Below are 12,473 nucleotides of genomic sequence, written 5' to 3'. Positions count from 1 at the left end.
TTGCCCCTGTCCCGGAGCAACGGCTTTTTTATGGGCGGATGGCAGGGGTAAATCGGCCTTGGAGCTAGCAAAAACCGGATTTTTTCGGTATCTTTGTAGATGCCCAATCAGGGTTGAATTAACTGCCTCTCATGAGTGAAACACAAGAGATAATCGGAACCTCGGACTACTCCGCGGATAGCATTCAGGTGCTCGAAGGGCTCGAAGCGGTACGCAAGCGGCCCTCCATGTACATCGGCGACACCGGCGCGAAAGGATTGCACCATTTGGTGTGGGAGGTAGTCGATAACTCCATTGATGAAGCCCTGGCCGGTCAGTGCGACCGAATAGAAGTAACCATTCACCCCGGCAACGCCATTTCGGTGCAGGATAATGGCCGCGGCATCCCCGTGGGCATCAACCAGAAGTTCGGTAAGTCGGCCCTGGAAATTGCCCTTACGGTGCTGCACGCCGGCGGCAAATTTGATAAGAACAGCTACAAAACCTCCGGTGGCCTGCACGGCGTGGGCGTGAGCTGCGTGAATGCACTCAGCACCCACACCCACGTAACCGTGAAGCGTGACGGCCACATTTACGAGCAGGAGTACACCATTGGCGTGCCCCAGTACGACGTGCGCCAGATTGGCGACACCACGGAGCGCGGCACCCAGGTATGGTTTCAGCCCGATGGGACCATCTTCGACGAAACCCTCATCTACTCCTACGAGCGGATTGCTACCCGCCTGCGGGAGCTTTCCTACCTCAACCGGGGCATCCGCATCATCCTCACCGACCTGCGCACGCCGGAAGATGGAGGCGAGCCCCAGCAGAACGAGTTTTACTCGGAAGGCGGTGTGGCCGAATACGTGCAGTACCTCGATAACAGCCGCACGGTGCTCATGCACAAGCCGGTGTACGTGGCGACGGAGCGCGGTATTCCGGTAGAAGTGGCCTTCCAGTACAACGACTCGTTCCAGGAGCACATCTATTCCTACGTTAACAACATCAACACCCACGAAGGCGGTACCCACGTATCCGGCTTCCGGGCCGCCATTACGCGGGTGCTGAAAGCCTACGCCGAGAAATCGGGGGAGGTAGCCAAAGCCAAGGTGGAAATCCAGGGCGACGACTTCCGCGAGGGCCTCACGGCCGTTATTTCGGTGAAGGTGGCCGAGCCCAAGTTTGAGGGCCAGACCAAAGGCAAATTGGGCAACTCCGAGGTAAACGGCGCAGTAAACGCCGTAGTAGGCGAAATCCTGAACCAGTACCTGGAAGAAAACCCCAAGGAGGCCCGCGTTATCATCGACAAGGTGATTCTGGCGGCCAAAGCCCGTATTGCCGCCAAAAAGGCCCGTGAGATGGTGCAGCGCAAAACCGTGCTGGGCTCCAACTCCCTGCCCGGTAAGCTGGCCGACTGCTCCGAATCGGACCCGGAAATCTGCGAGATTTATCTGGTAGAAGGTGATTCGGCCGGTGGCACGGCCAAGCAGGGCCGAAACCGCGCCTTCCAGGCCATTCTGCCGTTGCGGGGTAAAATCCTGAACGTAGAGAAGGCCCAGGAGCACCGCATCCTCGAAAACGAGGAAATCCGGAACATGATTACGGCTTTGGGTGTCACCTTTGGGATGCCCGCCGACCCGGAGAATGGCATTGAAGCCGACGCCAAAGCCCTCAATACGGCCAAGCTGCGCTACCACAAGGTCATCATCATGACCGACGCCGACATCGACGGCTCCCACATCCGGACCCTGATTCTGACCTTCTTCTTCCGCTATATGCGCGAGTTGGTGGATAAGGGCTACATCTACATTGCCCTGCCGCCGCTGTACTTAGTGAAGCGGGGCAAGGAGGAACGCTACTGCTGGACCGAGGAGGAACGCTCCCAGGCCCAGGAGGAGCTTGGCCGCGGCAAGCCCGAAACGGTGAACGTGCAGCGCTACAAAGGGCTGGGCGAGATGAACGCCGAGCAGCTCTGGGAAACCACCATGCAGCCCGCTACCCGCTCCCTCAAACAGGTAACCGTTGACTCGGCCGCCGAGGCCGACCACCTATTCTCCATGCTCATGGGTGACGAAGTAGCGCCCCGCCGTGATTTCATCGAGAAAAACGCCAAATACGCGAAACTCGACGTGTAACTGTTGCAAAAGGGCCCGCTGCAAAGCGGGCCTTTTTTGTACTTGCTTCCGTGTCAACTATGCGTCATAATATTTCCTCTGGGGCTCCCTGGGAAGCTACCGTGGGGTACTCGCGTGCCGTGCGGGTAGGCAATGTGGTGGAGGTAGCCGGTACCACTGCTCAGGATGGCGATACCATCACGGGAGCTGATGCCTACACTCAGGCAAAACGCGTACTGGAGAAAATACAGCAAGCGTTGGCCGAAGCTGGCGCCATACCGGAACACGTAGTTCGTACGCGTATTTACCTGGTGAACATTGCCGATTGGCCCGCCGTTGGGAAAGCGCACGGTGAAGTATTCGGTACCATTCGGCCGGCCTCCACTATGCTGGCAGTGAGCAGCTTGATTGACGCCCGGTTGCTGGTAGAAATTGAAGCCACTGCTATTATCCCGGCCTAGCTATACTACTGCGGGCGTTTGCTCGTATTTTGTCCGGCCTTTCCTCATTACCGCATGAAACTCTTCAAATCTGCCGACCTCATCCGCAAAAGCAAGTACATCAGCCGCGACCTGAGTTGGCTGCGGTTCAATTACCGCGTGCTCGATCAGGCCCGTGACGTCAGCCGTTCCCTCTTCGACCGGCTGCGGTTTATGGCCATTACCAGCAGCAACCTCGATGAGTTCTTCATGATTCGGGTGGGCTCCCTGTACAACTATCTGGATTACGGTAAGGAGCGTATCGACTACTCGGGGCTGCGCGAAATGCCCTTCCGGCGCAAGCTACTGGACTTTGCCCACCGCTTCGTCAACGACCAGTCCCTGACCTACCTCAACGATTTGAAGCCGCTGTTTGAGAAAAACGGCTTCAACGTGCTGAAGATGGAGGAACTCACGGAGCTGGAGCTGAAAAAGGCCGACGGCTACTTCAAGAACACCATCTTCCCGCTGCTTACGCCCATGGTGTACGACAGCTACCACGGCTTCCCGCTGATGATGAACCAGATGCTCATCTTTGGGGTGGTCACGCGGGCCGGGGGCGGGCTGGATGCCGAGGCCGAGCGGGGCCAGGAGCGCCTCACCTTCGTGCAGATTCCGCAGAACCTGTCGCGCTTCTTTGAGCTCACCCGCAAAGACAAAGTCATTTTCGTGCCCATTGAGGAAATCGTGCGCGAAAACCTGCCCAAGCTGTTTCGCAACGTCGAAATCGTGTCGGCCGATATGTTCCGCATTACTCGTAATGGCGACTTCACCCTGGAGGAGTCGGACGATATTGACGTGGACTTCATCAAGGAAATTCAGCTGGGCCTGAAAACCCGCAAGAAGGGTCGCGTAGTGCGTTTGGAAGTAGAGCCCAACGCCTCGCAGCTGCTGATGAACGTGCTCAAGGAGCGGTGGAACATCGACAATGGCAACGTGTTCGTCATCAGCTCCCTGATTGACATGAAGGGCCTGCTGCAAATTCTGAAGCACCCGAACTTCCGGGGCAAGGGCTTTAAGCAACCGGCCGCCATTACACCCCTGAGCCTGCCCGATGGAGCTGAGGACAACCTGTTTGAGTACCTCAAGCACCACGATGTGCTGCTGCACCACCCCTACAACAACATTGACCCGGTGGTGCGGCTGCTGGAGCAGGCGGCCGAAGATCCGCACGTACTGGGCATCAAGCAAACCATTTACCGCCTGGCCGACGACTCGCGGGTATCGGCCGCGCTGCTGAAAGCCGCCGAAAACGGCAAGCACGTATCGGTGCTGTTTGAGGTGAAGGCGCGCTTTGATGAGGAGCGCAACATTCGGGAGGGGGCCAAGCTGGAAAAAGCGGGCTGTTTCGTCATTTACGGGGTGAGCAAGTACAAGACGCACACCAAAATGATGATGATTATCCGCAAGGAAGGGGAGAAGGTGACGCGCTACGTGCACATCGGCTCAGGCAACTACAACGAACAAACCTCCCGCATCTACACCGATGTGAGCCTGCTCACCACCAACGACGTGTACGGCCATGACGTGTCGGAATTCTTCAACGTAATTACCGGCCACTCCCAACCCGACGACTACGAGTACCTGATTACGGCCCCCAAAGACATGCGCCAGCAGCTGATTTCCCTGATTCGGGAGGAGGTGCGCAACGCCAAAAAGGGCCTACCCAGTGGCATCGTCATGAAGATGAACTCCTTGGAAGACAAGGAGATGATAGACGAGTTTTATAAAGCCAGCAAGGCCGGGGTGCCCATCCGGTTTATCGTACGGGGTATTTGCTGCCTGCGTCCGGGCCGGCCGGGGCTGAGCGAGAACATCGAGGTACGCAGCATTGTGGGCGACTACCTGGAGCACTCCCGCTTGTTCTACTTCCACCAGGCGGGCAACCCCAAAGTGTACGCTGGCTCCGCCGACCTGATGGTGCGCAGCTTCGATAGGCGCATTGAGGCTCTGTTCCTGATTGTGAATCCGCCGCTCAAGCGAGAGGCCATTAACGTGCTGTATTTCAACCTCAAGGACAATCAGAATACCTATGTGATGCGCGAGGACGGGGCATACATTCACCGCCAGCCGGCCGCCGATGAACCCGTATTCAATGTGCACAAGGAGTTCTACAACAAGAACTTCAGCATGGTAGTTGAGAATGCCCTGTATGAGGAATGGCTATCCTGCGCCGCCATCCGCAACGAGGCCTCCGCCGATGTTGCCGAAGCTGCCCCATCCGTACCCGTCGACGACCAGCCCAACGCCCCGGAAACGGAGGCCGAAAGCGTGGCCGTCGAAGTAGTGGAAGAAAATCCGGAAACTGAGGCAGACCTAGCGTAAAAAGAAGTCAAAAGCCCCTCTGTCATCCTGAGCATATTGCGCATCAGGCGACATGCTCAGGATGACAGAGGGGCTTTTGTTTTTTCCCTTGCTTGCCGACTTGCTTACTCCACCTCCGTGGGACGAGGCTGTTGAGTGGGTTTCGGACGGCCAAGCTGGTGGTCATCGGAGGCCCGGAAGTCTTCGAAATGGTCTTCAAACAGTGCCTGTAACATACCATCCTTGAGGCCCACATCCGGTACCAGCATCTGGTGCACGTTGGCCCATTCCATGGCCGAAAGGTAGATATGGCCGGCCGGTACGATAACGTCGGCGCGGTCGGGGTTGAGCAGGGCCACGTTCACGCGCTGTTCCATCGTCATGCCCGTGAGCTGGTCGAGGATGGCGGCAATGCGCCGACGGGTTACGGCTTTGTCGGCAGCCTTATCGGGGGCCGTCTGGGCCATGCTGTACAGCTTGTTGATGTTGCCGCCCGTGCCAATAGCGCGCGAAACGTGGTAGCGGCGGGCGTTTTCGCTTACCCACTCTTCCATGCGCTGCCAGGTTTCGCGCATGGCCTCGGTGCTCATGCCGGCCTCTTCCTGCTGCATCCGCCGGATGCTGCCCACCTCAAACGACTGGGAGGCCACCTTGCGGCGGTTATGATAGATATTGAACTCGGTGCTGCCCCCACCTACATCAATGTGCAGGTAGTGTTTCTTGTCTTCGAGCAGATTTTCGATAACCCGGTTGATGTAGGCAGCTTCATCCTGCCCATCAATCACCTGCACCGTCATGCCCAGTTCCTGCTGAATGCGGGCGGCTACTTCTGGGCCGTTTTCGGCGGTGCGCATGGCAGAGGTGGCACAAATAAGAAAGTGGTTAGGGGCCACATCGTGCACTTCCATCAGCAGCTTCAGCGCGTGCAGAAACTTAATAAACTTCGCCTGCTTCTTCTCCGAAATGCGGCCGGAGGCAAACACGTCCTCACCCAGGCGCAAGGGGTAGCGCACGTATTCCACCCGCTTGAGCCGGTACCGGTCGCCGTAGTGCAACACCGCCGAAATCTGGCAGCGCACCGCGTTGGATCCAATGTCGATGGCAGCCAGTTTCAGGAGCGGGTATTCCATGCAAAGCGGAGTAAGTGAGGAAAAGAGCTGAGCAAATATAGGAGTTCGGGGCGGCTCAGAACCACATAGCAGGCCAAGACAGCCCGAAATCAGGCCATTTACTCTGGAACAGAGCAGCCAGCGAAAGTTGGTTATCAGTTATCAATGCGGAAACCTAAGCCAAACTGAATCAGGCCATTTTCCACTGATTTCTGGTAGGATACCGATAGAGCCAGTTGGTCGGAAACGGGCGCAATGTAGAAGCCAGCCCCGTAGCCCTCGTGCCACCCACCGGGCGAAGAGCCTTTGAAATACACCCGGCCCCGGTCGTAGAAGCCAAATACGCCGTAGGAGAAAGGCAGAAAAGAGGTTTGTACGCGGCCCAGTGCCAGGCGCAGCTCCGTGTTCAAATACAGGCTGGCGTCGCCGGTGAAGCGGGTGCGGTAATAGCCCCGCAGGCCTTCCCGCAGACCCAGCTGGGCGAATTTGTAGAAGGGAATATCGTCGTCGTTGCCGTAGTTGCGGGCCCCGCCGCCCTTTACCACCAGCGTTACCGGAATGCCCAGGCGGGCTGTGCCGTAGTATTCGGCAAAGCCCTGGGTAAGGCCGAAGTTGCCCTTGTTGCCGTTGAGCTGGTGGTAGGTGTCATGCTGAGCGCGCAGGCGCACCCCACGCCGGGCAAAGCTCTGCCGGTCCCGTAAATCCACATCCAGCAAGGCATTCAGGCCAATAAGACGCTGGAAGTCGGTGTTCGGAATTCGGTCGTCGGACACCGGAATCTGGCCTCGTTCCAACTGGCCCAGGTAGCTGCCAGCGGCATAGCTGGAGGTGTAGTGCTCATAGCTGGGCCCAATGCGGAACAAGCTGCGCTGCCAGAACACTCGTTCGGCAAAGGTGTTCAGGGTAAAGCCCTTGTAGCGGGCTTTGTAGTATTTATCGTCGTAGAGGCCCTGGTCTTTCTGGGTGTTATTACCCAGGCCGAAGAAGTTGTAGAAGGGAAAGAAGTTGCCGTATTCGGCGCGGGTACCTACATCCCAGCGGCCAAAGGCATAGCGGTAGCGCGAGGCTAAGGATACCTGGAAGTTGCCGCCGCTGGAGCCGCGCACGTCAAAGGAATATAGGTTTTTGAAGCCGGGCTTCCGGAACCCCTGGCGCACGAAATCCACACCCGCGCCTACCCCCAGACCGTCGTTGGCATTCACGATGACGGTAGCGCGGGGTTTATAGGTGTTGAATTCGAACTGCTCCCGGTCGTAGCGGTTCACATCGGGCCGGGTGGAGGTGCGGTTATCAGCTTCCGGACCCAGTTTCAGGCTGGTGTCGGGCACATCGTACACCTTGGTGAGGGTGCGCAGGCCGCTCACACAGGAGTCGTCGGTAATCTGGTCTTTCCCATCACCCCCAACAATGCGCACCAGCACGCTACGGCTGGCCGAGCCGGTTACGGTGAATACGTCTTTGCCATCGAGGCCGTAGAGGCTTACTTCCTCGGTTTCCTTGGGCGAGAATGTACGGTCAAACAGGGCCGGGCCATTGGGCTCGGTGCCTTCCTTGGCCTTGTCGAACATCTGCACCCGCACGTGGCCATCGGCCTGGCGCTCTACCCGGAACACCTCGGCCTTGTTGGAGCCCACCACATCCACCCGCTTGGCCAGCAGCCGGTAGTACTCGTCGAGGGCCTGGGGCAGCTCCTGAATACGGGCCTTTAACTTGCGGTTTAGCTCGGTGGTTGATAGGTCTTTCAGCTCGGGCGGTAGCGTACCGGTGGCCTCGTCGATGGCGGCGGGCGTAATGCGCGCCTGCAGGTAGCGGGCAATATCCTGCCACTGCTCCCGATTCAGGCTTTGCAGCAGAAACCTATCCAAGTGGCGGGCGGGCCAGTTCAGGCTTTTCATATCCCCGAATTCCGCCTGGAAATCCTCAATGCTGGGCACGGCCCACTCCCGGTTGGCCAAGTAGGTGAGGGCCCCGTTCCAGAGCGTAAACGACTGGTCCCGGTCGCGCGGAATGGGCTTGTATACGGTTTTTTTGCCCTGCTTGTAGCCGGCCCATTTCCAGTTGTCCTCGTGCTTGCCAAAGTCGGCCACCAGCATATCAAACGCCCGGGCGCGGCCCAGGGCCACGGCATCAATGCGGTTGTCGTTGTCTTTGTAGAGTTGGCGGAAGAAGCTAAAGGAGCGGCGCACATCATCAGCTCCCCCAAAACCGGGCAGGTTGGGCTTGGGGTCGACGGGGCGGTCTTCCAGGGTGCCAAATAGGCCGGCGTACTCCTGGCGGTAGGGGCCCAGCTGGTTGTTATCGGGCAGCACAAACAGCCGGGGCCGGGCGTGCAGAATGTCGGTTTTATCCAGCAAAGAGCCGGTTACCAGAGCCGAATACGGGTGAGCCGTGGGGGTTATGTCGCGTAGCACATTGGCCGCCACCGACTGGCGCAGCTCCGGCGGCAGAATCCGGGTCACGTCCTTGTCTACTGAGCGGAACACGTACTCCGAGGAGTCGGCAGCAATGAGCTTGAGGGAAGTTGTCTGGCGGCCCCCACCGGGCCCAAAGGGCCGCAAACCGCCTTTCTCGGTAGCCAGGTTTAACGTTTTGGCCTGAACCGGCTGTGTCCAGGAAGTGCGGTATGCTTTGCCAAGCCAGAACCGGGAGCCGCCGGTACCGGCGTACTGCTTGCCTGCGGCCAGGGTCTGAGTGGCTTCAAAGGGTGCATCCGGTTTCACCTGGGCTACCCCCTTTGGGGCCGAAGGACACTCGGGAATAAAGGAATTGACTGGTACACCCGCCTGCTCCGGTCCGCAGGCCGAACGGAACAGGGTAGCGGCGTACGTCTCCTTGGCCGTGCTGCCACCACCATCGAACGTGTAGAACGTGGTTTTAACGGTGCCATCGGAGTAGTAATCGAGGCGGGAGAAGCCTTCTTGCGCCTCATTGAATTGCGACTTCGCGTTGGCCCCCACGTGCTGCTTCTGGGCAAAGGAGCCCGAAACCAAGTGGTAGCTGCCCTGCTGCTCCGTCAGCTGCAGGCTGTGGTCGTGGGCGGCGGCGTACACGGCCCCGGGGTGGTCGCGCAGGGTATTCAGCATTTCCTTCTGAAACTGCTGATAAGCGGGGTTAGCTAGGTCGCGGGGGGAGCCTACATTCTGGCGGTAAGCGGCGTACACGGTGCCGGCCACCGGGGGCAGTAGGTGGCGGCTCAGGGGCATGTGGCCCCCATACACACCGTTGCTGAGCACCGGCTGATGGCCCACCAGCAGCACGTTACGGCCCTTGGTTTCATCCAGCACATCCTGCAGTTGCTCCCGAAACTCCTCCACCGTCATGGTTTTGCAGTCGGTATCGGGGGCTTCGGGGCGGTCGTAGGGGTGCGTCCACCAAGGCGAGTTGATGGCTACCAAGCGCACCAGCGGGGCCACGTCTACCACCTCGGGGCCGGGGCAACCGTTGGTGGGCAGAAAGGCATTCTGGCCGGGTAGCTTGTCTTCGATGTACTTTTCCAGGCGGCGCACCCGCTTCAGGCCATCGGGGCCGGAGTTGGCCCAGTCCTTATCACCGGGTAGAAAGTAGATTTTGCCGTTGGGCAGGCCTTTTACCAGGGCAATAAGGGCATCGGCGCGGGCCGTCTGGCCGGCTTGGGCCGAGTCCTGCTTGCTGCCCAGGCCCTCATTGCCCACAATATCACCCAGATGCACAACGGTGAAAGCGCCGGTTTGCTGCTCCAGGGTGCGGCGTAGGGCCTGCAGGTGGCTGGCGGGCAGCTCGGTAGTAGCGGTATTGCCCAGTAAAAAAACAGTGTGCGCCGGGGCCGGCGACTGGGCAAAACCAGGAACGGCAGCCGCTACACCTAAGCCGGTCAGCAGCGCGTATGAGTAACGAAGGGGCATAGAAGGGAGCGTGAAGCACCTTCTACGCAAAATCTGCTGATCAGATTAACGAAATATTAATTTCAACTCCTCGCGGAAGCTAAACGATATGGCGGGCCCGAAATATGCGCTGCCCTAGCAGCAGCAGGGCGCAGGGCAGCAATACCCATTGGGCCTCACTACGCAGTACCCGGGTGGCCCAGGCGCCCACAAAGTTTTTCACCCCAATCGGCGACACGGCAATGGGCCGCAGCCCCAGAAAGTACCGTTTCGTATCAAAAGGACTGAAGAAAGCCACGCCTTCGCCCCCAGTCGTCATGGCATCCAGCACACCGTGCGAGGCCGTGGCCAGAAACAGCAGCAGCCATAAGCGGCCCAGCGGCGGCCCGGCCGGCCAACGCCAGCGGCTGAAGGCGGTAAACACCGTAGCGACCAGCACGGCGGCCAGCAGCGAGTGACTCAGCCCCCGATGGCCCCACAAGCTGGCGTAGGCCACATGAAATTTAAAGCCGATAACGTCGGCATCGGGCAGAAACGCACACGCGGCGGCCAGCACCCAGTAGGGCCAGTAGCGCCGCTCCGGCAGCAGCAGTTTACCCAGCGTAGCACCCAGAGCGCAGTGCCCAACAATAGAAGCCAAGGAGTGAGTAAGTGAGTGATTTTATGGATATAAACTTCTTTGTTAGCCTACTAGTAAAGCGTAGAGCAGAAAAAGCGCCATCACCGGCGCCAGCAGCCAAAGTAGAGTAAGCCGCCGTTCCTGTCCGGCAGGCGTACCTGCGCGGGCCACAAAGTTCCGCTTGCCGGCCCGGATAAGTACCGCTACGAAACCCAGAAATACAGCCAGCAGCACAAGGCCGCCAAACCACAAAAGGCCGGTAATATCACCGAGTAGCAGCAGGGGCCGCAGTGAAAACAGGTTGGGCATATGCGTTACCCTTGCTGCCTCAGTTGCTCCGCCACTTGCGAAACACCCACGGAGGCTGGCTCAGTGATAAACTGCAGATTCGGGCGGCTGCTGACCGGCGGGCGGGTAGGGTCGATGATGTAGATAGGCGTGCCGCGCCGCACGTAGTCTACGAGGCCGGCGGCCGGATACACTTGCAGGGAAGTCCCCACCACCAGAAACACATCGGCGGTGGCGGCTTCCTGAGCGGCCAGTTCCAACAAAGGCACGGCTTCCCCAAACCACACAATGTTGGGCCGCAATTGATGACCTTGCTCGCATAACTCTCCCAACTCAATCCGATCCGACGCCATGGGGTACACCAAGTGGTCGAAGTGGGAGCTGCGGGCCTCGAATAGCTGCCCGTGCAGGTGGATAACGCGCGAAGAACCAGCCCGCTCGTGCAGGTCGTCCACGTTCTGAGTCACAATCACCACCTCAAAATCCTGCTCCAGCTCTGCCAGGGTTAGGTGGCCCGCATTGGGTTGGGCGGCGCGGGCCGCGGCCCGGCGCTGGTTATAGAACTCAAGCACCAATTCGGGGTTTTTAGCCCAGCCTTCGGGCGTGGCTACTTCCTCTATGCGGTGATTTTCCCAGAGCCCATCAGACGCCCGGAAGGTAGCCAGGCCGCTTTCCGCCGAAATTCCGGCCCCGGTCAGGGCCACTAGTTTCTTCTTCATAGCAAAAGGGTACAATAGTGCGCTGAGGGGTTTTCGACCGGTCCTAACTTACTCAAACCTTCCCAACTCTTCCCGCGCAAACGTCCATTCCGGCGTATGCACCTGCTCCACTGTGGGGTCCAGCAGAAGCCACGCACCGGCGCCCGGTCGGGGTGAGGCTTTCAGAATGTGGATCTGCTGGGCCGGCATGTAGCTCTGGGCCAGCAAGGCCACGCGTTGGCCGGTAACGGGCTGCACGGCCACATCCAGCACCAACACAGCGTGCCCCGGTGAGCCGCCCCGGATGAGCACGTCGCCGGGCTGCACCTGGCCCAGCGGTACGGGCCGCAGCTCTTTGCTGAGCGACAATGTGCCGGCGTAGGTGAAAATCTGGTCGAGGTAGCGGCGCAGGCTGGCATGGGTGGGAGCTTCGGCGGGGCGCGGAGCCGCCTGCACAGTGTTGCCCTGCACCCGGAAACCCGCACCGGAATACCAGTCCTGAAACCGGATATCGTCGCCGCTGGTCAGGTGGAAATGAATATCGTTGGGGCGCTGGCTAAACTGGTACTCGGCCCGCAGCCGGATGACAGCATCAGCGCATTGCTGCAGGTCGCGCGGGCCCACGTCAATGTCCAGCACAGCGGCGTGCACATCCTGCCGGTCTTTGGGCTGGCCGTTGTGAAGTTGTACCGGCGTACCAGCGGGCAGCAGAGGCAAGTAGCGCAGCCAATGCCCAAACGAACCCGGCTGTACAACTACGCGCTGGTAGCCCTGAGGAGCCGTAAACCGAGCTGCTACTGTTTGGTGCGGGTTGTAGCGGCCGGCCCGCAGCCATTTATAGTCCGTGGCGCGGCCGGGTGTTTCGGCCGGGGCCAGGGCGTTGGGCTGAGGTATAGCGGGTGTTTCAGTGGAGTCGGTGGGGGCGGGAGAGCAACTGAGCAGCCCGACCGCCAAAGCCAGAGAGGCACGTTTCATAAATGGAATAAGCAAAACCGGATAGAGCCGCAATAACGAGTTTTTCAG

General features: G+C 59.3%; 9 protein-coding genes. 3 read left to right on the top strand and 6 right to left on the bottom strand.

The genetic code is table 11. From position 1 onward, the window contains the following. The first annotated feature begins 131 nt into the window (after nucleotides 1-131). The 3 genes from gyrB to ppk1 are packed head-to-tail and all read left to right on the top strand — an operon-like array spanning nucleotide 132 to nucleotide 4,897. The gene (gene gyrB, locus ABIB60_RS08070) at nucleotides 132-2,114 is read left to right on the top strand and encodes a DNA topoisomerase (ATP-hydrolyzing) subunit B (RefSeq protein WP_354579022.1); all 1,983 of its coding nucleotides are present in this window, start codon (nucleotides 132-134) and stop codon (nucleotides 2,112-2,114) included. Between the two features lie 59 nt (nucleotides 2,115-2,173). Beyond that, on the top strand, nucleotides 2,174-2,554 hold the full coding sequence (locus ABIB60_RS08065) for a RidA family protein (protein ID WP_354579021.1): 381 nt from the start codon (nucleotides 2,174-2,176) through the stop codon (nucleotides 2,552-2,554). A gap of 54 nt (nucleotides 2,555-2,608) precedes the next feature. After that, nucleotides 2,609-4,897: a polyphosphate kinase 1 gene (ppk1, locus tag ABIB60_RS08060; RefSeq protein ID WP_354579019.1), complete on the top strand. Its 2,289-nt coding sequence runs from the start codon at nucleotides 2,609-2,611 to the stop codon at nucleotides 4,895-4,897. 104 nt (nucleotides 4,898-5,001) lie between these two features. Here ppk1 and ABIB60_RS08055 read toward each other — a convergent pair whose 3' ends face one another. The 6 genes from ABIB60_RS08055 to ABIB60_RS08030 form a co-directional block, all read right to left on the bottom strand. After that, nucleotides 5,002-6,006: a Ppx/GppA phosphatase family protein gene (locus ABIB60_RS08055; protein ID WP_315996540.1), complete on the bottom strand. Its 1,005-nt coding sequence runs from the start codon at nucleotides 6,004-6,006 to the stop codon at nucleotides 5,002-5,004. A 134-nt stretch (nucleotides 6,007-6,140) separates the two neighbouring features. Further along, nucleotides 6,141-9,866 carry a hypothetical protein gene (locus ABIB60_RS08050; protein ID WP_354579017.1) on the bottom strand — a complete coding sequence of 1,242 codons (3,726 nt, stop codon included), beginning with the start codon at nucleotides 9,864-9,866 and terminating at the stop codon, nucleotides 6,141-6,143. A gap of 79 nt (nucleotides 9,867-9,945) precedes the next feature. Further along, nucleotides 9,946-10,485: a metal-dependent hydrolase gene (locus tag ABIB60_RS08045; protein ID WP_354579015.1), complete on the bottom strand. Its 540-nt coding sequence runs from the start codon at nucleotides 10,483-10,485 to the stop codon at nucleotides 9,946-9,948. A gap of 42 nt (nucleotides 10,486-10,527) precedes the next feature. Further along, nucleotides 10,528-10,773, bottom strand: a complete 246-nt coding sequence (locus ABIB60_RS08040) for a hypothetical protein (RefSeq protein WP_354579013.1) — start codon at nucleotides 10,771-10,773, stop codon at nucleotides 10,528-10,530. A gap of 5 nt (nucleotides 10,774-10,778) precedes the next feature. Further along, on the bottom strand, nucleotides 10,779-11,471 hold the full coding sequence (locus ABIB60_RS08035) for an SIR2 family NAD-dependent protein deacylase (protein ID WP_354579012.1): 693 nt from the start codon (nucleotides 11,469-11,471) through the stop codon (nucleotides 10,779-10,781). Nucleotides 11,472-11,519: 48 nt separating this feature from the next. Further along, nucleotides 11,520-12,425: a DUF4846 domain-containing protein gene (locus tag ABIB60_RS08030; RefSeq protein WP_354579010.1), complete on the bottom strand. Its 906-nt coding sequence runs from the start codon at nucleotides 12,423-12,425 to the stop codon at nucleotides 11,520-11,522. Between the last annotated feature and the right edge of the window lie 48 nt (nucleotides 12,426-12,473).

This window comes from Hymenobacter sp. UYP22 (assembly GCF_040547285.1).
Taxonomy (GTDB): Bacteria; Bacteroidota; Bacteroidia; order Cytophagales; family Hymenobacteraceae; genus Hymenobacter.
This window is presented reverse-complemented; position numbering and strand designations above follow the sequence as displayed.

Excerpts from the sequence above, each read along its gene's own strand:
- gyrB (WP_354579022.1), top strand. The coding sequence starts at position 132 with ATGAGTGAAACACAAGAGATAATCGGAACCTCGGACTACTCCGCGGAT.
- ABIB60_RS08065 (WP_354579021.1), top strand. The coding sequence starts at position 2,174 with ATGCGTCATAATATTTCCTCTGGGGCTCCCTGGGAAGCTACCGTGGGG.
- ppk1 (WP_354579019.1), top strand. The coding sequence starts at position 2,609 with ATGAAACTCTTCAAATCTGCCGACCTCATCCGCAAAAGCAAGTACATC.
- ABIB60_RS08055 (WP_315996540.1), bottom strand. The coding sequence starts at position 6,006 with ATGGAATACCCGCTCCTGAAACTGGCTGCCATCGACATTGGATCCAAC.
- ABIB60_RS08050 (WP_354579017.1), bottom strand. The coding sequence starts at position 9,866 with ATGCCCCTTCGTTACTCATACGCGCTGCTGACCGGCTTAGGTGTAGCG.
- ABIB60_RS08040 (WP_354579013.1), bottom strand. The coding sequence starts at position 10,773 with ATGCCCAACCTGTTTTCACTGCGGCCCCTGCTGCTACTCGGTGATATT.
- ABIB60_RS08035 (WP_354579012.1), bottom strand. The coding sequence starts at position 11,471 with ATGAAGAAGAAACTAGTGGCCCTGACCGGGGCCGGAATTTCGGCGGAA.
- ABIB60_RS08030 (WP_354579010.1), bottom strand. The coding sequence starts at position 12,425 with ATGAAACGTGCCTCTCTGGCTTTGGCGGTCGGGCTGCTCAGTTGCTCT.